Annotated in this window: 18 protein-coding genes; 10 read left to right on the top strand and 8 right to left on the bottom strand. The window is 72.3% G+C overall.

Annotated features, from left to right (window positions below):
• Nucleotides 1–118 precede the first annotated feature (118 nt).
• Together TR48_RS30545 and TR48_RS30550 are read left to right on the top strand one after the other, a co-directional pair.
• Complete coding sequence (locus tag TR48_RS30545; protein ID WP_042373441.1) at nt 119–1,297, top strand: MarP family serine protease; 1,179 nt, start codon at nt 119–121, stop codon at nt 1,295–1,297.
• 210 nt (nt 1,298–1,507) lie between these two features.
• Complete coding sequence (locus TR48_RS30550; RefSeq protein WP_042373443.1) at nt 1,508–2,206, top strand: metal-dependent hydrolase; 699 nt, start codon at nt 1,508–1,510, stop codon at nt 2,204–2,206.
• Nucleotides 2,207–2,568: 362 nt separating this feature from the next.
• On the opposite strand, the gene TR48_RS30555 is transcribed toward TR48_RS30550, so the two are convergent.
• From TR48_RS30555 to TR48_RS30580, 6 genes are all read right to left on the bottom strand, one after another.
• On the bottom strand, nt 2,569–3,501 hold the full coding sequence (locus TR48_RS30555) for an alpha/beta fold hydrolase (RefSeq protein ID WP_042373444.1): 933 nt from the start codon (nt 3,499–3,501) through the stop codon (nt 2,569–2,571).
• Nucleotides 3,502–3,596: 95 nt separating this feature from the next.
• Nucleotides 3,597–4,058, bottom strand: a complete 462-nt coding sequence (locus TR48_RS30560; protein WP_042373446.1) for a phage holin family protein — start codon at nt 4,056–4,058, stop codon at nt 3,597–3,599.
• A gap of 81 nt (nt 4,059–4,139) precedes the next feature.
• A complete protein-coding gene (nhaA, locus tag TR48_RS30565; RefSeq protein ID WP_042373448.1) occupies nt 4,140–5,441 on the bottom strand; it encodes a Na+/H+ antiporter NhaA in 1,302 nt (433 codons plus the stop codon).
• Between the two features lie 140 nt (nt 5,442–5,581).
• Entirely contained in the window at nt 5,582–7,540 is a 1,959-nt protein-coding gene (gene acs, locus TR48_RS30570) for an acetate--CoA ligase (RefSeq protein WP_236652405.1), read from the bottom strand.
• A gap of 179 nt (nt 7,541–7,719) precedes the next feature.
• Entirely contained in the window at nt 7,720–8,433 is a 714-nt protein-coding gene (locus TR48_RS30575; protein WP_042373453.1) for a carbonic anhydrase, read from the bottom strand.
• Between the two features lie 160 nt (nt 8,434–8,593).
• Complete coding sequence (locus tag TR48_RS30580) at nt 8,594–9,589, bottom strand: ATP-binding protein (RefSeq protein WP_042373455.1); 996 nt, start codon at nt 9,587–9,589, stop codon at nt 8,594–8,596.
• 306 nt (nt 9,590–9,895) lie between these two features.
• Here TR48_RS30580 and TR48_RS30585 point away from each other — a divergent pair, with 306 nt between their 5' ends.
• Complete coding sequence (locus tag TR48_RS30585) at nt 9,896–10,891, top strand: Fic family protein (protein WP_042373457.1); 996 nt, start codon at nt 9,896–9,898, stop codon at nt 10,889–10,891.
• Nucleotides 10,892–11,300: 409 nt separating this feature from the next.
• Here the strand turns inward: TR48_RS30585 and TR48_RS30590 are convergent, their stop codons facing one another.
• On the bottom strand, nt 11,301–12,152 hold the full coding sequence (locus tag TR48_RS30590) for an HAD family hydrolase (protein ID WP_042373458.1): 852 nt from the start codon (nt 12,150–12,152) through the stop codon (nt 11,301–11,303).
• 377 nt (nt 12,153–12,529) lie between these two features.
• Here TR48_RS30590 and ssd point away from each other — a divergent pair, with 377 nt between their 5' ends.
• The 7 genes from ssd to TR48_RS30625 all read left to right on the top strand — a co-directional run bounded on the left by ssd (nt 12,530) and on the right by TR48_RS30625 (nt 18,174).
• The gene (gene ssd / locus TR48_RS45020) at nt 12,530–13,699 is read left to right on the top strand and encodes a septum site-determining protein Ssd (protein ID WP_152628277.1); all 1,170 of its coding nucleotides are present in this window, start codon (nt 12,530–12,532) and stop codon (nt 13,697–13,699) included.
• Nucleotides 13,696–14,958, top strand: a complete 1,263-nt coding sequence (locus TR48_RS45025; protein ID WP_152628278.1) for a TadA family conjugal transfer-associated ATPase — start codon at nt 13,696–13,698, stop codon at nt 14,956–14,958. Before ssd ends, TR48_RS45025 begins: the two co-directional genes overlap by 4 nt.
• On the top strand, nt 14,958–16,040 hold the full coding sequence (locus TR48_RS30605; RefSeq protein WP_236652407.1) for a type II secretion system F family protein: 1,083 nt from the start codon (nt 14,958–14,960) through the stop codon (nt 16,038–16,040). The genes TR48_RS45025 and TR48_RS30605 overlap by 1 nt, the downstream gene beginning before the upstream one ends.
• Nucleotides 16,041–16,281: 241 nt before the next feature.
• Complete coding sequence (locus TR48_RS30610; RefSeq protein ID WP_236652408.1) at nt 16,282–16,887, top strand: type II secretion system F family protein; 606 nt, start codon at nt 16,282–16,284, stop codon at nt 16,885–16,887.
• A 330-nt stretch (nt 16,888–17,217) separates the two neighbouring features.
• Nucleotides 17,218–17,424 carry a DUF4244 domain-containing protein gene (locus tag TR48_RS30615; RefSeq protein ID WP_042373489.1) on the top strand — a complete coding sequence of 69 codons (207 nt, stop codon included), beginning with the start codon at nt 17,218–17,220 and terminating at the stop codon, nt 17,422–17,424.
• Nucleotides 17,414–17,782, top strand: a complete 369-nt coding sequence (locus tag TR48_RS30620; protein ID WP_042373465.1) for a TadE family type IV pilus minor pilin — start codon at nt 17,414–17,416, stop codon at nt 17,780–17,782. The genes TR48_RS30615 and TR48_RS30620 overlap by 11 nt, the downstream gene beginning before the upstream one ends.
• Complete coding sequence (locus tag TR48_RS30625; protein ID WP_042373468.1) at nt 17,779–18,174, top strand: Rv3654c family TadE-like protein; 396 nt, start codon at nt 17,779–17,781, stop codon at nt 18,172–18,174. Before TR48_RS30620 ends, TR48_RS30625 begins: the two co-directional genes overlap by 4 nt.
• Nucleotides 18,175–18,536: 362 nt before the next feature.
• Here TR48_RS30625 and TR48_RS30635 read toward each other — a convergent pair whose 3' ends face one another.
• Nucleotides 18,537–21,044 carry a DEAD/DEAH box helicase gene (locus TR48_RS30635; RefSeq protein ID WP_084729895.1) on the bottom strand — a complete coding sequence of 836 codons (2,508 nt, stop codon included), beginning with the start codon at nt 21,042–21,044 and terminating at the stop codon, nt 18,537–18,539.
• Nucleotides 21,045–21,082: the final 38 nt, after the last annotated feature.

Raw genomic sequence — 21,082 nt, forward strand, 5'->3', positions numbered from 1 at the left:
GGGCCGCGCCGATCCCGCGCTGGGCCCCGGCTCACGGCACAGCACGAGCGTGTCACGAGTTGTCCACAGGCCCAGGGAGGGACTGCGCCTGTTCGGGCGGTCGTGGCAAGGTAGCCGGGTGAACGTCCTCGATGTCCTGCTGATCCTTGCCGCCGTCGGATTCGCTGTGAGCGGCTACCGGCAGGGCTTCGTGGTGGGTGCGCTCTCCGTCATCGGCTTCCTCGGGGGCGGCCTGATCGCCGTCCAGTTGCTGCCATTCCTGTTGCGCCACCTCTCCCCGGGGATGGTCACCTCGGTGGTCGCCGTTGTGGTGGTCATCGTCTTCGCCGCTTTCGGGCAGGCGTTCACCACGCACTGGGCCTGGAAGCTGCGCGGCCGGATCGGCCGCAGCAAGGCGCGGGTCCCCGACGCGATCGGCGGCGCGCTGGTCAACGTGGTGGCCATGCTGCTGGTGGCCTGGCTGATCGGCTCGGCCCTCGCGGGCACCTCGCTGCCCACGGTCGCGCACCAGGTGCGCAGCTCCAAGGTGCTCGGCGGGGTGCAGGACATGCTGCCCGCGGGTGCGCCCGGCTGGTTCTCGGACTTCACCTCGACCCTGGCCCGCAACGGATTCCCCCAGGTCTTCAACCCGTTCCAGAACGAGCCGATCACCAACGTGCCCGCGCCGGACCCGGCCCTGGTGAACGATCCTGCGGTCAGAGCCGCCCGGCAGAGCATCGTGAAGGTCATCGGGACCGCCCCCTCCTGCGGCAAGGTCATCGAGGGCACCGGCTTCGTCTACGCGACCGACCGTGTCATGACCAACGCCCACGTCGTCGGCGGCGTCACCGACCCGACGGTCCACCTCGGCAGCCGCACCTACCAGGCCCACGTCGTCCTCTACGACTGGCAGCGCGACGTCGCGATCCTGGACGTCCCCGGTCTGCACGCCCCCGCGCTGACCTTCGCGGGCACCGCCGGCACGGGCGTGGACGCGATCGTCGCAGGCTTCCCGGAGAACGGCCCCTTCAACGTGCAGGCCGCGCGCATCCGCGGCCGCATCGACGCCAACGGTCCGGACATCTACCACCGCGGCAACGTCAGCCGCGACGTCTACTCGATCCGATCCACCGTCCGACAGGGCAACTCCGGCGGCCCGCTGCTGACGACGGACGGCGAGGTCTACGGCGTCGTCTTCGCCAAGTCGCTCGATGACGCGCAGACCGGCTACGCGCTCACCATCGACGAAGTCCGCGGCGACGCCCAGCGCGGGGTGAGCCTCACGGCGCCGGTGAACACGCAGGCCTGCGCGCTGTAGCGGTCCGCCCCGCTCTTTTCGAGTCGTCCTCCCGTTTCCCTTCCTGGCCGCTTTGATCGGACGGCCCTGGTCGCTGTGGTCGCTCTGGTCGGGCGGCCGTGGTCGGTCCGGCCGGGATCGTGATCGAATCCGCTGCTCGGGGTGGTCCGGCTTCCTGGTACGGTCGGCGCGAGCGTGAGATCGCGTCAGCAACCAGGAGGACGACCAGTCATGATGGGCCACTCGCACGCGGTGAGCGGGGCGCTGCTCTTCGCGGCCACCTCGCCCTTTCTGCCGCCGCTGGTGATGCACGCTCACCTGAAGCCGCAGGAGATCCTGATGGGCACGATCCTGTGCGCGGGCGCCGCCCTGCTGCCGGATCTGGACCACCACGACGGCACCATCGCCAACTTCCTCGGCCCGGTCAGCAAGTTGCTGTGCCGCTTCGTCGCCTGGATCTCCGGCGGTCACCGGCACGCCACGCACTCGCTCTTCTTCGTGGCCCTGATGACCGTCGGCACCTGGGCGGGCGTCACCTATCTCGGCCGCAACTTCACGCTCGGCATGACCTTCTTCCTGCTGGCCATGGCGGTGCGGGCGCTGAACCTCTGCCCGCCAGGGCATGCCTTCAACGCCTGGGGCACGATCGTCGCGGAGGCCGCCATCGGGACCGCCGTGATCGCCAAGTTCATCCCCTCCGCGCCGGGTTGGCTTCCCTACGCGGTCGGGCTCGGCTGCGTGGCGCACCTGCTGGGCGACTCCATCACCAAGATGGGCGCGCCGTGGCTGTGGCCGATCAAGACCCGCTACGAGATCGAGATCATCAAGAGCAGCGGCAACAAGCTGGAGACGGAGATACTCGTTCCACTGATGGGCGTCGGGACCATCGCGCTGCTCTGGTTCACCGCGCTCTCGCCGAAGAAGCTCTAGTCGCTCCAGCAGACGTCACGCTGACGGCCCGACGGGTCGGCCCCTTGTTCCGGGGCCGGCCCGTTCAGCGTTGGCGCAGGCGTGAGGTGACCCACCGGGCACGACGGCCGATCAGGCGTGGGAAGCCGACGTGGACCGTCGGCTCGAGCAGTCCGGACGCCGCCCTTGGGGTGTTGGGTGAGCCCGACGGCAGGCTCGAGGGCGAGCGGCGGCGGCTTCGGGACGCGGAGGTGCGTTCGTGCATCCAGCTCATACTCGGAAGTTGCCCGCGCGGGCGCATGGGTAATCCCGAGCATAAGTTCCAATTGGCTTATGCCACTGGCGTATTCACTCGACTACGCACCGCAGGGACGCTCCGCTCGCTACTGGCGGGTCTTCAGCCACTCCAGGAGCAGGTCCGAGAACGCGTCCGGCTCCTCCTCGTGCGGGTAGTGGCCGATGCCGTCCAAGGGCCGCCAGTCGTAGGGCGCGTCCACGTACGCACCCGAGCCGAGAGCGGTCTCCGGCAGCAGCACCGGGTCGTTCTCGCCGTGCACGTGGAGCGTCGGAACCCGCAGCTTGCGGTCCATGCGCCGGGCGAACTGGAAGCCGTCGGGGCGGCCCATCGACCGCATCAACCACCGGTAGGGCTCGATCGAGCAGTGCCGGGTGTTCGACAGCATCATCGCCTGCCGGTACGTCAGCAGTTCCTTCTCGCTCGGCTGACGCCCGGGGCCGGTCCAGTCCCGCAGGTACTGCGCCACCAGGGCGGCGTCCCCGGCGGCCAGCTGCCGCTCCGGCACCCAGGGGCGCTGGAAGCCCAGCAGGTGCTCCGCGGCGACGATCTGCCGCCGGTCCCGCAGCAGCGAGCGCCGGAGGCTGCGCGGGTGGGCGCTGGAGACCACGACGAGCCGCCGCACCAGAGCGGGACGCATCGCGGCGGCGGTCCAGGCCAGGAAGCCGCCCCAGTCGTGCCCCACGAGCGTCGCGTCGGCGACGCCGAGGGAGCGGATGACGCCGGTCAGGTCCAGCGCCATGTTCGAGGGGTCGTAGCCCCTGGGGGTCCGGTCGCTGCCGCCCACACCGCGCAGGTCGACGGCGACGGCGCGGTAGCCTGCCGCGGCCAGGGCGGTCAGCTGGTGCCGCCAGGTCCACCAGAACTGCGGCCAGCCGTGCACCAGTAGCACCAGCGGGCCCTCGCCGAGCTCGGCGATGTGGAAGCGCGCCCCGTTCGCGGCGAGGTCACGGTGCGTCCACGGACCGTCGATGCGGGGATCGAAGGCTTCAGCGCTGGAGGCGGCGGGGTCAAAGGCCATGGGAAGAGCGTGTCACACCCTGGGGCCGACGCGACGCCTCCGCGCCTGTGACCCGTCTCAGCGCGTCGAGGGACGGGGGACGCCTCTGGGGTGCGTCAGGGGGTCAGCGCCCGGTGCCCGTCGCCGGTGGTGATCGCCGGGGCCGGGGCAGGGGCCGGGTGGGGCTTGGCGTTCTTGAGCACGTCCACCGTGGCCTTGGCGCCCGCGATGGTGCGCTCGGGCGGGGAGAGCTTCTTGAACCAGCGGTAGGCCATGAGGCCGAGAATGATCGCGATCACGACGTAGACGCCGCCCATGATGAAGAAGCACCAGACCAGGCCGAGGCCGGTCGAGTGGATCCCGTAGGCGGCAGCGAAGCTGAACATCGGGATCGAGGCCAGCAGGACCACCGCGGCGACGGCGATCGCGCCGCTGCCGGACGCGCCGCGCACGACGTCCTTCTTGATCTCCTGCTTCGCCAGCGCGATCTCGTCGTGGACGAGCGCCGACAGGTCCGCGGTCGCGGAGGCGAACATCTCGCCGACCGTACGCTCGGTCCCGGTCCCGGGAGCGGCCATCTCGCTTCTCCTCATCCTCACGCGACTCACGCGATCCCCGTGGCGGCCGGAGTGGTGCTCCCGCACACCGCTGTTGCTCTATCAGATCATGCCGCTACCGGACGGTACGTCACCACCGGACACATCGCCGTCCTCCGCGTCCTCTTCTTCACATAGCCGCCGGTACTTCTGGTTACGCATCCGCAGCAGCACCGCCGCCAGGACCGCGCACAGCAGCGAACCGACGAGGACCGCCGCCTTGACGCGTTCGGTGAGCTCAGGGTCGTGCGAGAAGGCCAGCTCGGCGATGAGCAGCGAGACGGTGAACCCGATGCCGGACAGGACCGACATCGAGAACATGTCCGCCCACGCCAGCTCGGGGTTCAGCTCCGCACGGGTGAACCGCGCCGTCAGCCAGGTGCCGCCGAACACGCCGAAGGTCTTGCCGATCACCAGGCCCAGCACCACGCCGAGCGGGGCCGCCTCGGTGAACACCTGGGCCAGGGCGTGCGGGCTGATCGACACCCCGGCTGCGAAGAGCGCGAAGACGGGCACGCAGAAGCCGGCCGAAAACGGGCGGACCAGGTGTTCGATGTGCTCGCCGGGCGAGTGGTCCTCGCCCGGGTCCTTGGTCACCCGGATCATCAGGCCCATCGCCACGCCGGCCACGGTGGCGTGCACCCCGCCCTCGTGCATCAGCGCCCAGGTCACCACCGCCAGCGGCACGTAGACGTACCAGCCGCGCACCCGCGCCCGCTGCAGGAAGTAGAAGACGACCAGCCCGAGCAGGGCGAGCCCCAGCGCCCAGAGCTTGACGCCGTGGCTGTAGAAGATTGCGATGATCAGGATCGCGATCAGGTCGTCCACCACCGCCAGGGTCAGCAGGAAGGCCCGCAACGCGGACGGCAGATGCGAGCCGACGATGGCCAGCACGCCCAGGGCGAAGGCGATGTCCGTGGCGGTGGGGATCGCCCAGCCGCCCAGGTGACCGTCCGGACCGCTGTTGACGATGACATCGATGACGGCGGGAAGCGCCACGCCGCACACCGCGGCCGCGACGGGCAGCAGCGCGGCGCGCGGGTCGCGCAGCTCGCCCACGACGAGCTCGCGTTTGAGCTCGATGCCGGCCACGAAGAAGAAGACGCTCAGCAGCCCGTCGGTGGCCCAGTCGGAGAGCGAGAGGTCCAGGTGCAGCGGCTTGCTCGGCCCGATGGTGTAGGAGCTGACGGCTTCGTAGGAGCCCGGCCACACGTTCGCCCAGACGAGGGCGGTCACGGCGGCGGTCAGCAGCAGGACACCGCCCACCGTCTCCGCCCGCAGGGCGTCCGCGATGAAGGCGCGCTCCGGCAGAGGCAGCCGTGCCAGGAACTGGCGACGCGGCGGCGGCGTCGGAGCGCTGCTCACGCGGAGACTCCACTTCTGTCACATACATCCGTTTTGTCACATGCTACGGAAGTACGGACGAAGCGCCGTCGAAGCGCGCGGCCCGCCCCCTGCCATGAGGCGGGAGGCGGGCCGCGGTCAGGACGTTGGGCGATCCGGGCTCAGTCCTCGCTCGGGGCGGCGGGGAGCTTGCTCTGGATCAGGTCCATGACGGTGGTGTCCGCCAGCGTGGTGACGTCGCCGACGGCGCGGTTCTCTGCCACGTCGCGCAGCAGGCGGCGCATGATCTTGCCGGAGCGGGTCTTGGGCAGCTCGCTGACCGTCAGGATCCGCTTGGGCTTGGCGATCGGGCCGAGCACCTTGGCCACGTGGTCGCGCAGCTCGGCGGTCAGCTCGTCGGAGTCCTGCGCGGTGCCGCGCAGGATGACGAAGGCGACGATGGCCTGGCCGGTGGTGGCGTCGGTGGCGCCGACGACTGCGGCCTCGGCCACCTGCGGGTGGGAGACCAGGGCCGACTCGACCTCGGTGGTCGAGATGTTGTGGCCGGACACCAGCATCACGTCGTCCACCCGGCCGAGCAGCCAGATGTCGCCGTCCTCGTCCTTCTTGGCGCCGTCACCCGCGAAGTAGCGGTCCTGGAAGCGGGACCAGTAGGTCTCCAGGTAACGCTGGTCGTCGCCCCAGATGGTACGGAGCATCGACGGCCACGGCTCCGTCAGCACCAGGTAGCCACCCGATCCGTTGGGCACCTCGTGGCCCTCGTCGTCGACCACGGTGGCCGCGATGCCGGGGAGCGGCACCTGCGCCGAGCCGGGCTTGGTCTCTGTGACGCCGGGCAGCGGGGTGATCATCATGGCCCCGGTCTCGGTCTGCCACCAGGTGTCGACGATCGGGGTGCGGCCGCCGCCGATGTGCTCGCGGTACCAGACCCAGGCCTCGGGGTTGATCGGCTCGCCGACGCTGCCCAGCACCCGCAGCGAGGACAGGTCGAACTTCGCCGGGATGTCGTCGCCCCACTTCATGAAGGTGCGGATCGCGGTGGGCGCCGTGTAGAGGATGGTGACGCCGTACTTCTGGACGATCTCCCAGAATCGGCCCTGGTGCGGGGTGTCCGGCGTGCCCTCGTACATGACCTGCGTGGCGCCGTTCGAGAGCGGCCCGTAGACGATGTACGAGTGGCCGGTGACCCAGCCGATGTCGGCGGTGCACCAGTAGACGTCGGTCTCCGGCTTGAGGTCGAAGACGGCGTTGTGGGTGTAGCTGGCCTGGGTCAGATAGCCGCCCGTGGTGTGCAGGATGCCCTTGGGCTTACCCGTGGTGCCCGAGGTGTACAGGATGAACAGCGGGTGCTCGGCCGCGTGGGCCTCGGGCGCGTGCTCAGCGGACTGACGCTCGGTGATCTCGTGCCACCAGACGTCCCGGCCCTCGGTGAACGAGGTCTCCTGGCCGGTGCGGCGCACCACCAGGACGTGCTCGACCTGCGGGCAGGACTGCACCGCCTCGTCGATGGCCGGCTTCAGCGCGGTCGGCTTGCCGCGGCGGTAGCCGCCGTCGGCGGTGATGACCAGCTTGGCGTCCGCGTCCTGGATGCGAGAGGACACGGCGTCGGCGGAGAAGCCGCCGAAGACCACCGAGTGCGGGGCGCCGAGGCGGGCGCAGGCGAGCATCGCGACCACGGCCTCGGGAATCATCGGCAGGTAGATCGCGACCCGGTCGCCCTTCGTCACGCCCAGCTCCAGCAGGGCGTTGGCCGCGCGGGCGACCTCGTCCTTGAGCTGGGCGTACGTGATGGTGCGGGTGTCGCCCGGCTCGCCCTCGAAGTGGATCGCCACGCGGTCGCCCAGGCCGGCCTCGACGTGCCGGTCCACGCAGTTGTAGGCGACGTTCAGCTCGCCGTCGGCGAACCACTTGGCGAAGGGTGGGTTGGACCAGTCGAGGGTTTCGGTGGGCTCCTTGGTCCAGCTCAGGCGCTGGGCTTGCGCGGCCCAGAAAGCGAGGCGGTCAGCCTTGGCCTCGGCGTAGGCCTCGGCGGTGACGTTGGCGGCTGCGGCGAGCGCTGCGGGAGGGGCGAACCGCCGCTCCTCCTTCAGCAGGTTCGCCAGACTCTCATTGCTGCTCAACGCAACACTCCTCATCGAATTCGTCCTGTTTTCGTGAGATAGCTCACCAGGTCGACAGGGGTGCTGACAAGGCCCAGCCCGAAAATTGGTGTAGACCTTTCTTTGGCTGCGGAATCGACCGCGGATCAGTGTCCGGAGGTCGGTGGCCCTGGGCGCCCCTCCGCGCGCCCAGGGCGGCCTCATGCGGCGTCCGCCCGGGGGTGTACCGGCACGAAGCCCCGGTTGCCGGGCGACCAGACGTAGGTCTGCGCCGTCGTCAGTTCGAAGTACAGACCCGTCAGTCGGATGGTGCCGAGATCCATCCTTCGGGCGACGCTCGGGTGCGCCCGCAGGTTCTCGAGCTGCTGGACCACGTTGGTCAGGCAGAGCCGCTCCAGCGGGTCGGTCGACGGGGACCGGCCATGGAAGCGCGCCGGCGTGTGCCGGACCCGGTGCAGGGAGTCCTGACCGTGGCGCAGCCAGCGGGTCAGCGGCGTTCCTGCCCGGCCGTCGCGGCGGTGTGCCCCGTGCAGCAGGGACTGCATCGCGCCGCACCCCGAGTGTCCGCAGACGGTGATGTGACGGACGCCCAGCACGTCCACCGCGTACTCCACGGCGGCGAAGACGCTGTCATCGGCCGTCGGCGGGACCAGGTTGCCGATGTTGCGGACGGTGAAAAGCTCTCCCGGGCCGCTGTTGGTGATCACGTTCGGGACCATCCGCGAGTCGGCGCAGGTGATGAACAACTGGGAGGGGGACTGCCCCTCCCGGGCCAGCCGCGCCAGCTCGGGACGGAGCAGTGGCGCGGTGTGCCGCTGGAAGTCCCGGATGCCGGTCAGGGCGTCCGGTGCGGCCGTGGCCGGGACGGCGGGCGGGGACAGCGGGCTGGTCTCGGTGGTCGGCGTGCTCTGCATGGGTCGCGTCTCCTGTGGGTGAGGACGGCGCGGCTGGGTGTGCCACGTGAGGGCCAAGAATCGGTAAATGAAGAGTAATGAACTCTTTACCTTTCTGGCGCTCCCGGTGGTCCAAGTTCACCCAGGAGAGCGGCGCGTACGGGACCGGTATGTCGGCTGGTCAGACACCCATCGGCTCGGGCAGGACGTCCAGGTGCTCGCCGAGTACGAAGTCCGGATCGACCTGGGCGGCGAGGTCGGCGCCCGTCTTGGCGTTCCCCCAACTCGTGGCGTTGCGAAGGTGGAAGGAGACCCCCTGGCGGGTGTAGCGGCCCCAGTCCCGCTCGGTGTGGGAGGCGTCCACGGCCTCCTGCATGACCCGCAGCACTTCGGCGTTGGCCGGCTCCAGCTCGCTGAAGGCCGGTGCGCGCCCCTGCTCCGTCCGGCGTACCCATGCGGAGCGCCCGAAGCCGGCGAGCAGTGCGTCGCCCAACTCCTGACGGAGGAAGTCGAGGTCGTCCTCGTTCTCGACCTTGTTGCCGATCACGTGCAGCCGGATGCCGTAGTCCGCGGCGTAGTCCCGGTACTGCCGATACACCGCGACGCCCTTGCGGGTGGGCTCGCAGACCAGGAAGGTCTGGTCGAAGCGGGTGAACAGGCCGGAGGCGAAGGAGTCGGCCCCGGCCGTCATGTCCGTCACCCAGTACTCACCGGGGCCGTCGAGGAGATGGTTGAGGCAGAGCTCCACCGCGCCCACCTTCGAGTGGTAGCAGGCGACGCCGAGGTCCTCCTCGGCGAAGGCGCCCGTCGCCATCAGGCGCAGTGACGCGCCGTCCACCGTGACCGGCCGGGCGCAGAGCCGGTACACCGGATTGTCCTCGACGATCCGCAGGAGCCGGGAGCCCCGTCCGGGCGGCGTAGTCTTGATCATTGACGCCGCGTCCGGGATCCGGGGGTTGTCCCCACGTAGGTACTCCTTGATAGCCGGAAGCTCGGCCCCCAGCGAGGGCAGTGCCGCGCACTCCTCGTCGGTGAGCCCCAGAGCGGCGCCCAGGTGCTGGTTCACATCGGCGTCCACCGCCACCACTGGGCTCCCGGTCACGGCGAGATGGCGGACGAACAGGGAGGACAGCGTGGTCTTGCCACTGCCGCCCTTGCCGACGAAGGCGATCTTCATGGGAGCTCCGGACGGGACTCGGGGTGGTGCGTGGCGGGGAGTGGAGTGCGGCGCGGTCGTGCCGCCTTGGCCCGACGGGGCCGCCGGGGGCGCTGCCCTCCGACGAAGCTCCCCGACGGCGGTGCCGACGGTCGCGGTGTCGATGCCACGCTTATTGATAACCGTTATCGTCACCGATTCTTGCCCATCGTAGCGACGCCGCCAGGCCGGTAGATCGGCTTTCACTGATCCTTGACACTTTCGGGTGATGCACCCCACGTCCGCCTTCGCGCCCCAGCCGCCCAGGAGTTCCGTAATGTCGGTGCGGTGAGCACGAGCACTCCTTCCTCCTCCGCCGCATCCGGCCCGACGGACCCGCTGGCGCCCCTGGGCGAACTGCCCGGCGTCGCCGAGGCCGTCGCCGAGACCCGCCGCGCCGTGGACCGTCTCTACGGGCACCGGGTGATGCGCCGCCGCGCGGCCGAGGTCACCTCTGAGGCCGCCCTGCGCGGCGCCCGCGCCTCCGCCGCTCTGGAAGGCGCGAACTGGCCGCTCGAGGAGGTGCGTCGCCGCACCGACTTCGGGCGGGACGCGGAGGCCCGTCTGATCGGTGGCGCGCTGCGCCTGAACGCCGAGGTCGGGCAGTTGCTCGGGACCTGGCGTCACTCCCCGCTCCAGGTCCTCGCCCGTCTGCACCTGCTCGCCGTCGGCGACGAGGGCGAGAGCGTCGCCTCGACCGGCGTCGTGGCCGGCGAGGCGTCCGAAGGCGCGGGCGTCACTGCTGTGGGGCGGCCGCGGCGGGCCGACGAACCCGCCGAGGTGCTCTTCCGGCACCCGCTGGCCGCGACGGAGAAGGTCGAGACGGAGTTCGCCGCGCTGGAGCGAGCTTTCGACCTCTCACTGCCCCCGGCGCCGTCGGCCGCCGAGGTCTCGGCACGATTGGATACCCTCGCGCAGCTGTTGGCCAGCCGCGGCGGCACGAAGCACCCGAACGAGCGAACCGCCCCGGCCCTCGTGGTCGCCGCCGTCGTCCATGGCGAACTGCTCGCGCTGCGCCCCTTCACCAGCGCGAACGGCCTGGTCGCGCGGGCTGCGACGCGGATCGTGCTGATCGCCGAGGGGCTCGATCCGAAGGCCATCTGCCCGATGGAGGTCGGCCTCGCCGAGCTGGGCAACGAGGCGTACCTCGCCGGCCTCATGGGCTACGCCTCCGGTGCGGCGGACGGCATGGCCGCCTGGATCGCTCACTGCGCCCAGGCCCTGCGCCTAGGCGTCCGGGAGAGCACGGCCGTCTGCGAGGCGATGCAGCGAGGCATGGCCTGATCCGTCTCGCCCTGGCGGGTGGGGATTCGGCGCAGCCGTGCCGGAAAAGGGTTGCGGCGGCATCGGGGGATGCCGCCGCTGGCACAGGTTCCGAGTGACCATGCGTTGCCTTTGTCGTGCCCATCCGGCGGGGAACTCTGCCCGTTCACCGGGTGTGGCGGCCCAGATCGTGGGTCGGCTAGCCGTGGGTGCCCAGAGGCTGTGCGCGGTCCGTGTGGCCTGACGCTTCGATGGTTCCTTTCAACGTCGCCGTCTGAGGTGTCCATCCGGTCTCGCGGGCCGTAACTCCTTTGTAGCGCGGAACGGGCAGAAGCGGAACCCGGGGGCTCACTTCTTTACCTGGGTCGACCTGGCTCGCGCGCACCGGGCTGCTTCGCCCCCCACGCCACTCACGGCCGCCCCCAGCCGGTCACGCCCCGGGACGCCCGGAGCGCCTCGCCGCGTACCAGACCAGTCCGGCGGCGGTCACGGCTGCGCCCAGCGCCGCGGCGGCCAGCACCGGACGGCTGGTCACCGCGAGCGAGGCGCTGCGTTCCCGCAGCTGGACCGGGCGGGTGAAGACCAGCACCGGCCAGGACCGCGCCTGCGCCTCGCGCCGCAGTGCCCGGTCGGGGTTGACGGCGTGGGGGTGGCCGACGGCCTCCAGCAGCGGCAGATCGGTGGCGGAATCGCTGTACGCGTAGCAGCGCTCCAGGTCGTAGCCCTCGACGACGGCGAGCTCGCGGATCGCGACGGCCTTGTTCTCCGCGTAGGCGTAGAAGTCGATCTCGCCGGTGTAGCAGCCGTCCTGCTCGGCCATCCGAGTGGCGATGACGTGGTCCGCCCCGAGCATCTCGCCGATCGGCTCGACGAGCTCGGAGCCCGAACTGCTGACGATCACGACGTCGCGGCCGGCCGCGTGGTGCTCCTCGATAAGCGAAGCGGCCTCGTCGTAGATCAGCGGATCGATCAGGTCGTGCAGCGTCTCTGCGACGATCTCCCGGACCTGGGCTACGTTCCAGCCGCGCGCGAGTGAGGAGAGGTACTGCCGCATCTTCTCCATCTGGTCGTGGTCCGCGCCGCCCGCGAGGAAGACGAACTGCGCGTAGGCGCTCTTCAGCACCGCGCGGCGATTGATCAGTCCGCCGCGGTAGAGGGGGCGGCTGAAGGCCAGCGCGCTGGACTTCGCGATCACGGTCTTGTCCAGGTCGAAGAAGGCGGCCTGGCGTGCGGGGCGGGGCTGCGAGTGGTTTTCCACGAGTCGAGGATAAGTGCCAACCATTCGGCGCAAGGCCCGGCGCGGTGGGTTTGCTTGAGAAGGGCTTCGGGTACACCATGGAAGTCACGGATCGTTCGCGACCGTGCTAACCCAGCTCGACTCCTCCCCCCCCGAGTCGGGCTGTGGAGGACGACCCCCGCTCTCCCCCCCGGCGGGGGTCGTCGCACGTCGGCGACCAGGTGGCGCGGTGGGATTTCCCGATGAACGCGGGGGATGCGTCAACTTCTCGACGCTTTATTCACCCTCACGTGTGGCCTGGTTTTCCACACCCCCTTGTTTATCCACAGATTGCGGCTCGCTGCAGCGGCCAGTTGCGAATTCCGCGCACTGTGGTGTCCGCGCCGAAACGGGCGCGTCCATCACTCCGCGAGGGAGCCGACATGGCCGCACGCCCACCCGCCGATCCACCCGAAGAGCCGCCCGTGGGCCCTCCCGCAGGCCCCTCCGTGCCGTCGCGTGACGGGCGTCAGCTGCGGTCCGGGCCGCTGATCGTCACCGAGGACGACGAGCTGATCGAGGCACTGCTCAAGCTGTGCGCCGCTGCCGGAGCCACCCCGCACGTGGTGTGCGGAGCCCCGCCGCCGCGCCAGGCTTGGGAGGCCGCGACGCTCGTCCTCGTCGGGGTCGACGTGGCCGAGCGCATGGCGACGTTGGCTCGGCGGCCGGGCGTCCTTCTCGTCGGGGCCGATCTGGACGACGCCGCCATCTGGCAGAAGGCGGTTGCCATCGGCGCCGAGCACGTCGTCTTCCTGCCCGACAGCGAGCCATGGTTGCTCGACCGGGTCGCCGACGCCGCCGAGGGCGTCGGCTCGCCCGCCCTCACCGTCGCGGTGATGGGCGGACGCGGTGGGGCCGGGGCCTCGACACTGGCCTGCGCCCTCGCCCTGACGGCGGCGCGGGAGGGTCATCGCACCGTGCTGATCGACGTCGATCCGCTCGGCGGCGGGCTCGACGTCCTGCTCGGCGGGGAGGAGGCGGTGGGGTTGCGCTGGCCCGACCTCGCCTCCTCCCGGGGCCGGGTCAACGCCGTCGAACTGGAGCAGTCGCTTCCGCGGCTGCACCGTCTCGCGGCCCTCAGCTGGGACCGCGGGGACACTCTCACCATCCCGGTGGAGGCGGTGCGCACCGTGCTCGGGGCCGCGCGGCGGCGTGGCGGCGTGGTGGTGCTCGATCTGCCGCGCCGCATCGACGACGCGGCGGCGGAGGCTCTCGAACAGGCCGATCTGGGCCTGCTGGTCGTGCCGGCCGAGCTGCGGGCGATGGCGGCGTCGAGCCGGGTGGCCGCCGCGGCGGCCATGCGCCTGTCGGATCTGCGGACCGTCGTCCGCGGCCCCTCCCCGAGCGGGATGACGGGCACCGAGGTTGCCCGGGGCCTGCGGCTGCCCCTGGCCGGGGAGTTGGCCCCCGAGCCGGGGCTGGCCGCCGATCTGGAGTGCGGGCGCCCGCCGGGCGCCCGGCCCAAGGGCCCGCTGGGCCGGTTCTGTACCGCGTTTCTGACCGAGGCTCTGGCCGGGGCCGGCCTCACGGACGGTGGGGGAGTGGCGGCATGACGAGGAGCACGAGCTCGGGACACCGCACCCACACGGGCGGCGGTCGCACGGCGACCGCATCGACGGGGGCGGTCTCCGCCGCCCTGCTGGACGCGGTACGGCTGCGGCTGGCCGAGTCCGGGTCGGAGCCCACCATCACCGGCGTCGCAGCGGCGCTGCGCGCCCAGGGCCGCCCCTACGGGGACACGGAAGTGCTGGAGATCGTCCGCGAACTGCGGGCCGAGATGGTGGGCGCTGGCCCCCTCGACCGACTGCTCAGCGATCCGGAGGTCACCGACGTCCTGGTCAACGGCCCACGCGAGGTGTGGGTCGACCGCGGGCACGGCCTGCAACGCGCCAGGGACGTCAAGTTCACCGACGAGCCGTCCGTACGCCGCCTGGCTCAGCGGCTCGCCCACACCGCGGGCCGCCGCCTCGACGACGCCCGACCCTGGACGGACGCCCGCCTGCCGCAGGGGGTCCGGTTGCACGCGGTGCTGCCGCCGGTCGCTGTCGGCTGCACCTTGATCTCACTGCGTGTCAGCCGTCCCCGGCCCTTCACCCTCGAGGAGTTGGTGGCGTCCGGATCGCTGACCACCTGGGGAGCGGGGCTGCTCCATGCCCTCGTCCGGGCGCGGGTGGCCTACCTGGTCTCGGGTGGGACGGGCACGGGGAAGACCACGCTGCTCGCCGCCCTGCTGGGGCTGGTCCCCGCCGGCGAGCGCCTGGTCGTCGTCGAGGACTCCGCGGAACTCCAGCCCGACCACCCCCATCTGGTCCGGCTGGAGGGCCGGCCGCCCAACCAGGAGGGCGCCGGAGGCATCGACCTGCGGGATCTGGTCCGGCAGGCGCTGCGGATGCGCCCGGACCGCCTGGTCGTCGGCGAGGTCCGCGGCAGCGAGGTGCTGGATCTCCTTGCCGCCCTGAACACCGGCCACGAGGGCGGTTGCGGCACGGTCCACGCCAACGCGGCCTCCGACGTGCCGGCCAGGCTGGAGGCCCTGGCGGCGACGGCCGGCCTCGGCCGGGCGGCTCTCCACAGCCAGCTGGCCGCGGCGCTGGACGCGGTGGTGCACCTGGTGCGGGGCCCCGGCGGGCAGCGCCGGGTAGCCGAGGTCTGCGTCCTCGAACGGGGCGAGGACGGCCTCGTCACGGCCCTTCCTGCGGTCCGGTTCCCGGCCGCGGGCGGCCAGGAGCCGGGCCCGGGATGGCCCCGCCTCGCCGAGCGCTGCGGCGGGCTGCGGTCACCGTGGTCCCGCCCGAAGGGAGGGGCCGGCTGATGCCGGTCGATCTTCCGGAGCTCACGCGCCGCCGGGGCGGGCCCGGATGGTCCCTGACAGGCACGCCCGAGGGGCGTCACGGGGTCCACACCTGGCAGGTCGCCCTCATCCGGCCGACGTCCGGACACGCCGCCCGCGCCTGGGCGGGGCACGCCTTGGCGGCCTGGCTGCCGAGGGCGGGAGCGCGCTCCGGCCGAGGCGCCGCCGGGCTGGCCTTCTCCTGGCCCGGCCCCCACGCCCTGGTGACGGCGGCGGTGATGGGAGCGCTCGGCTGGGTCGCCTGGTGGTTGACGCGGCGGGACCGGGCCGCCCGGCGGATCGTCCGCCTGTGTCCCGGGGCCACCCGGCAGCGGTCCGGCCCGTGGCGGGGCCGGATGCGACGGCTGCGGACGGTCCTGCCCTTGGAGCTGTTGCTCGTGCTGCTGGGCGGGCTCGGCGCCTGGCTCGCGGAATCCCCGGTGCCCGGCTTGGCGGGCGTGGCAGCTGTCTGGCCGGTGAGCCGCCTGCGACGACGAAGGCAGGCGGCTCGGGAGCGAGAGCGCCGTCAGGTCGCCGTGGTGGAGCTCTGCGCGGCCCTGGCCGGTGAGCTGCGCACCGGAGCGACACCGCACCAGGCGATCGAGATGGCGGTCGAGGGCCTCCCGCACGGAGACGCACTCGACTCGACCGCCCTGCTGGCCGCCGCGCGGCTCGGCGGGTCGGTGGACGGGGCGCTGAGCCTCCTGGCGGAATCGCCGGGAGCCGAGGGCGCGAGGGGCGCCGCCGCCTGCTGGCGGGTCACCTCCGCCAGCGGGGCGGGTCTGGCCGAGGGACTGGACCGGGTCGCCGAGGGGCTGCGCGCGGAGCGGGCCCTACGGGACTCCGTCCGGGCGGAACTGGCCGGGCCGCGCTCGACGGCGGTGCTGCTTGCCCTCCTGCCCGTCTTCGGCCTCGCCCTCGGGGCGGCCCTCGGCGCGAATCCCGTGCAGGTGCTGCTCCACACCACGTCAGGACTGGTGTGCCTGCTGGTGGGGGCGTGCCTCGAATACGCCGGGCTGGTCTGGACGGCGCGCATCGCCCGCACCGCGGAGGGCGCGGCATGAGGGCGACCGGACGGCGACGAGTGGCCGGTCGCCCGAGCCCCGCACCCTTGATTCGAGGAGTCGGCTCATGAACAGCGCATGGGTTCTGGGGGCGGCGGCTGCCAGCGGGCTCACCGCTGTGGCTTCGGGCGCGGTCCTGCGCACCCGGTACCGGCGGATCCGGAGCAGGGCCCGTCAGGTCGGGGTCGACCCCGCCCGCCGGGTGAGGCGAGCGGGCCGGGGCCAGGGCCGGGAGCGACTCGTGTCGAAGCTCGCCTCGATGTTGCTCGGGGCGGGGGTGGCCGCCCTGGTGGGCGGCCCGGCGGGCTGGCTGTCGGGGGTCGTGGTGGCGGCGCTCGGCCTCCGCTTCCTTCCCGCTCCGCCGAGCCCGGCGGAGCGGGCCCGTCGACGGGAGTCCGAGCTGCTGCGGTCCCAACTGCCGCTCACAGCCGATCTGCTCGCGGGGTGCATGGCCTCCTGGTGCCCGCCCGACGCCGCCGTCGCAGCGGTCGCTGAGGCGATGCCGTCGCCGATGGCGGGGCGGCTCGTGGCGGCCGCGGTCCAGCTCTCCATGGGCGCTGACCCTGAGGCCTGTTGGGAGCGCCTCGGCGAGGCCGAGCCGGTGCTGGCCCCGCTGGGCCGGTGTCTCGCCCGAGCCGCCTCCAGCGGGGCGCCACCGGCCGCTGGTCTCGCGCGCCTCGCCGACGCAGAGCGTGCGTCGGCCGCACGCGAGGCGCAGGCCCGGGTACGCCGCGCGGGAGTTCTTGCGACCGCCCCGCTCGGGCTGTGCTTCCTGCCCGCCTTCGTCCTCGTCGGAGTCGTCCCGGTGGTCACCGGCTTGGCCGGGATCTTCCTGGGCCGTCTCTGAGGAGAGTCGGGCGGAGTCCGCTGTCCCGGCCGCAAGGCGGGCGGGCCGACCCCGGCCGGAGCAGGCCCGCGCCACCACTCACCGATCCGTCACCCCACCTCCTGAGGAGTCGACATGACCGCATCTGCTGACGTCCCGATCTCTGAGGCGCCCGCTGGCGGCCACCCAGCGGGCGATACGACACCACCGCGCACGTCAGCGCACCGCCTCTCACCGAGCCGCACCGCCTCTGTGTGCATCGCCACGCCGAAAGGGGTGTCGTTCGCGCGGCTCTGCGTCCGGCGTCCGGGCACCGCACTGGAGCTGCTGGCCTGCACGGCCCAGGTGTGGCTGACACACGGTGGCCGAACCCTCCGTCGTCGGGCGCGCGGCCGGTACGGGCGCTTCGCTTCCGACGACGGCATGACCACCGCCGAGTACGCGGTCGGCACGGTCGCCGCATGCGGGTTCGCGGCGCTGCTCTACAAGGTGGTCACCAGCGGGGCCGTCTCCTCGGCCCTGCAGGGCCTGATCCGGCGAGCCCTCGGTGCCGTCTGAGCGCCGACGCCCGTCCGAAGCGGGCTACACCACCGCCGAGGCGGCCGTCGCCCTGCCGGCCCTGGTGCTGGTCACCACGATGCTGCTGTGGGCCGTGCTGGTCGGTTCGGCGAAGGTGCGCTGCGTCGACGCCGCACGCGAGGCGGCCCGCGCCGCAGCCCGAGGGGATCCGGCGGCGGCCGCGTTGGGCCAGGCGGCCGCGCCTCCGGGTGCCTCGGTGTCGGTCAGCACGGCCGGCGACCAGGTGCGGGCGGAGGTCTCCGCCGTCAGCAGCGGGCCGGGTGGCCTGCTCAACTTCAGGGTCTCGGCGACGGCCGTGGCCGAGCGGGAGCCGGGCGAGCCGGGAGCCGGGCCGTGAGGCACACGCGTCCGTCGGGCGGCCGACGCGGTGACGCAGGCTCCGCCACGATCTGGCTGGTGGCCCTGCTCTGCCTGGTCGGCTTGGCGGCAGCGGCGGCGCTCGGCGTGGCCGGTGCGATCGCCGCCCGCCACCGTGCGGAGTCCGCGGCGGACCTGGCGGCCCTCGCCGCGGCAGGCCGACTGCTCCTGGACCCGGGTGAGGCGTGCGCCGAGGCGGCCGCCATCGCCTCGGCCCAAGGGGCCACGCTCCACTCCTGCGCGATCCGTGCCGATGCGCAGGAGGACAGCGTGGTGGTGGAGGTCTCCGTCCCCTCTCCGACCGGCCTGATCCCCGGCCTTCCGCCTGCTCGGGCCCGCGCCCGGGCAGGGCCGGTGACCGCGCCGTTCTGACCGACCGTCGGCCACGTCGCCCGGCGCTGCGGGCGGGTGACTCAGAGCGGTGTGCCGGTCAGCCGCGTTGTCGCCGGGTTGATCCGCAGTCCGCACGGCAGGTGGCGATCGGCGGTCGGCAACGACCGCGAGGCGTCGACGAACTTCTGGTGCACCTGCTCCGCAGCCGAGGTCGAGGACGCTGCGGACCGGACCCACCCGGTCCGCCAGCACCTCGTGGCTGGTCCGTCCGGCGGGGGCGCGCCGGTCGTCCACGACTTCCGACAGCTGACCGGGCGCGGCGTCGTGGAAGGCCCGCAGGTAGTTTCCGCGGCCTGCACCTCAGGGCTGGGTGGCATCGACTCCGTGGTCGCCCACGAACCCTAGGCACGGCCTGCCGAGGGGCTCCACCGGTCTCCCTCGCCGGAGCCGGAGCTGGCATACGGATCCGGGATGGGCGTCTGCGCGCGGGGCGCTGCCTCGGCGGCAGACTCCGGTTCGGCGAGCAGCAGCGTGAGCAGCCGGATCGAGCCCTGCTTGTCCAGCGGGTCGTTGCCGTTGCCGCATTTCGGGCTCTGGATGCACGAGGGGCAGCCGCGCTCGCACTCGCACGAGGTGATGGCTTGCAGGGTGGCCGAAAGCCACTCCCGGGCGCGCTCGAAGCCCCGCTCGGCGAAGCCGGCTCCGCCCGAGTGGCCGTCGTAGACGAAGACGGTGGGCAGGCCCGTGTCGGGGTGGAGCGGGACCGAGACGCCGCCGATGTCCCACCGGTCGCAGGTGGCGAACAGCGGGAGCAGACCGATGGAGGCGTGCTCGGCCGCGTGGGCGGCTCCGGGGAGCTCCTCCGGGAGGAGGCCTGCGTCCTCCAACTGCTCCTCGGTGACCGTCCACCACACCGCGCGGGTGCGCAGGGTGCGCGGCGGCAGGTCGAGCTTGGTCTCGCCGAGGATCTCACCGGTGAGGAGTCGGCGCTTCAAGAAGGAGACGACCTGGTTGGTCACCTCGACCGATCCGAAGTTCAGGGTGGCCTCACCCCAGGCGACCTGTCGGTCCGTTCCCAGTACGGCGATGTGCGTCGTGTCGCGGGCGACGGTGCTGTAGGGGGGATCGGCCTGGGCCACGAGGGCGACCGAGTCCTCGAGGTCCAGCTCGCGCACCAAGTAGGTGCGGCCCTGGTGAAGGTGGACCGCGCCGGTGTGGACGGTGGTGTGTGCGGCTCCGGCGTCGACGGTGCCCAGCAGCCGGCCGGTGTCCGCCTCGACCACCCGCACGGGCGAACCGCCCTCGCCGCGGATGTCCACCAGGTCGGCCGCGCGTTCGCGGCGGGTCCAGAACCAGGAGTTCTCGCCGCGTCGCCGCAGCATCCCACGGCGCTCCAGCTGGGGCAGAAGTATCGGCGCCGACGGCCCGAACAGCTCCAGGTCGCCCGGAGCAGTCAACGGGAGCTCCGCCGCGGCAGCGCACAGGTGGGGTGCGAGGACGTGCGGGTTGTCCGGGTCCAGCACGGTCGACTCGACGGGCTGGCGGAAGAGCGAGTCGGGGTGGTGCACCAGGTAGGTGTCCAGCGGGTCGTCGCGGGCGATGAGGACCGCGAGGGCGCCGCCGCCCTCGCGCCCCGCGCGCCCGGCCTGCTGCCACAGGGAGGCGCGGGTGCCGGGGTATCCGGCCAGCAGCACCGCGTCGAGGCCCGCAACGTCCACGCCCAGCTCCAGGGCACTGGTGGAGGCGAGGCCGAGCAGCGCACCGGAGTGCAGGGCGCGCTCCAGGGCGCGCCGCTCCTCGGGGAGGTAGCCGCCACGGTAGGCGGCGACCCGGCGTGCTGTCGCATGCCCTGCCGCCTCGGCGAGCCGTTCCTGGGCGATGACCGAGACGAGCTCGGCGCCGCGCCGGGAGCGCACGAAGACGACCGTGCGGGTGCCGTCCAGCACCAGGTCCGTGAGCAGGTCCGCGGCCTCGGCGGTGGCCGAGCGGCGCACCGGCGCGCCGTGCTCGCCCGAGAGCTCGGTCAGCGGCGGCTCCCAGAGCGCGAAGACGGTCTCCCCTCGCGGGGAGCCGTCCGCGGTCACCTCGGCGACGGGCAGCCCGGTCAGCCGTTCGGCGCTCTGTCCTGGCTCGGCCACCGTGGCCGAGGCCAGCAGGAACACCGGGTACGAGCCGTAGCGGGCGCACAGCCGGCGCAGGCGGCGCAGCACCTGGGCGACGTGGGATCCGAAGACGCCGCGATAGGTGTGGCACTCGTCGATCACGACGTAGCGCAGCGCCTTCAGGAAGGAGGCCCAGCGCGCGTGGCCGGGCAGGACGGCGCGGTGCAGCATGTCGGGGTTGGTCAGTACGTAGGCCGCGTACTGGCGGACCCACTCGCGTTCCTCGAACGGGGTGTCGCCGTCGTACACCGCCGCCCGCACGCGACTGAGTCGTGCGGCCCTGGGAACGGCGCCTGCGGCTTCCTCGGCCGCGTCGGCCACTTCGTCGGCCTCGGCGGCGGCACGCAGCTCGCCGAGTCGTCGCAGCTGGTCGGCGGCGAGGGCCTTGGTGGGCGCCAGATAGAGCCCCGTCGCTCCGCGGCCGTTCTTGGCCTCGGTTCCGTCCAGCAGCGCACTGAGGACCGGGGCCAGGTAGGCGAGCGACTTGCCCGAGGCGGTTCCTGTGGCGATCACCACATTCTGTCCGCCTACGGCCAGTTTTGCCGCCTCTGCCTGATGTGTCCATGGCTGCTTGATGCCGGTCGCCGAGATCGCCGCCAGCACCTCCGGCCGGAGCCCGGCGGGCCAGTCCGCGTACTGGGCGGGGCGAGCCGGGATGTGCTCCGAATGAGTGAGCCGATCTTGCCGCCCGGAGACGCCCGTCAGGCGGTCGAGAGCGGCTTCGGGCGGGTCAGAGCGCGGCTTCATCGGCCCCAAGTCTGTCATTACGCTGATGGAGATTCCCC

The sequence above is a fragment of the Streptacidiphilus neutrinimicus genome (genome assembly GCF_000787815.1).
GTDB lineage: Bacteria > Actinomycetota > Actinomycetes > Streptomycetales > Streptomycetaceae > Streptacidiphilus > Streptacidiphilus neutrinimicus.

What these genes read in the sequence shown, in the direction of transcription:
- TR48_RS30550 (WP_042373443.1), top strand. Translation starts at nt 1,508, where the DNA reads ATGATGGGCCACTCGCACGCGGTGAGCGGGGCGCTGCTCTTCGCGGCC.
- TR48_RS30555 (WP_042373444.1), bottom strand. Translation starts at nt 3,501, where the DNA reads ATGGCCTTTGACCCCGCCGCCTCCAGCGCTGAAGCCTTCGATCCCCGC.
- TR48_RS30560 (WP_042373446.1), bottom strand. Translation starts at nt 4,058, where the DNA reads ATGGCCGCTCCCGGGACCGGGACCGAGCGTACGGTCGGCGAGATGTTC.
- TR48_RS30575 (WP_042373453.1), bottom strand. Translation starts at nt 8,433, where the DNA reads ATGCAGAGCACGCCGACCACCGAGACCAGCCCGCTGTCCCCGCCCGCC.
- TR48_RS30580 (WP_042373455.1), bottom strand. Translation starts at nt 9,589, where the DNA reads ATGAAGATCGCCTTCGTCGGCAAGGGCGGCAGTGGCAAGACCACGCTG.
- TR48_RS30590 (WP_042373458.1), bottom strand. Translation starts at nt 12,152, where the DNA reads ATGGTTGGCACTTATCCTCGACTCGTGGAAAACCACTCGCAGCCCCGC.
- ssd (WP_152628277.1), top strand. Translation starts at nt 12,530, where the DNA reads ATGGCCGCACGCCCACCCGCCGATCCACCCGAAGAGCCGCCCGTGGGC.
- TR48_RS45025 (WP_152628278.1), top strand. Translation starts at nt 13,696, where the DNA reads ATGACGAGGAGCACGAGCTCGGGACACCGCACCCACACGGGCGGCGGT.
- TR48_RS30605 (WP_236652407.1), top strand. Translation starts at nt 14,958, where the DNA reads ATGCCGGTCGATCTTCCGGAGCTCACGCGCCGCCGGGGCGGGCCCGGA.
- TR48_RS30635 (WP_084729895.1), bottom strand. Translation starts at nt 21,044, where the DNA reads ATGAAGCCGCGCTCTGACCCGCCCGAAGCCGCTCTCGACCGCCTGACG.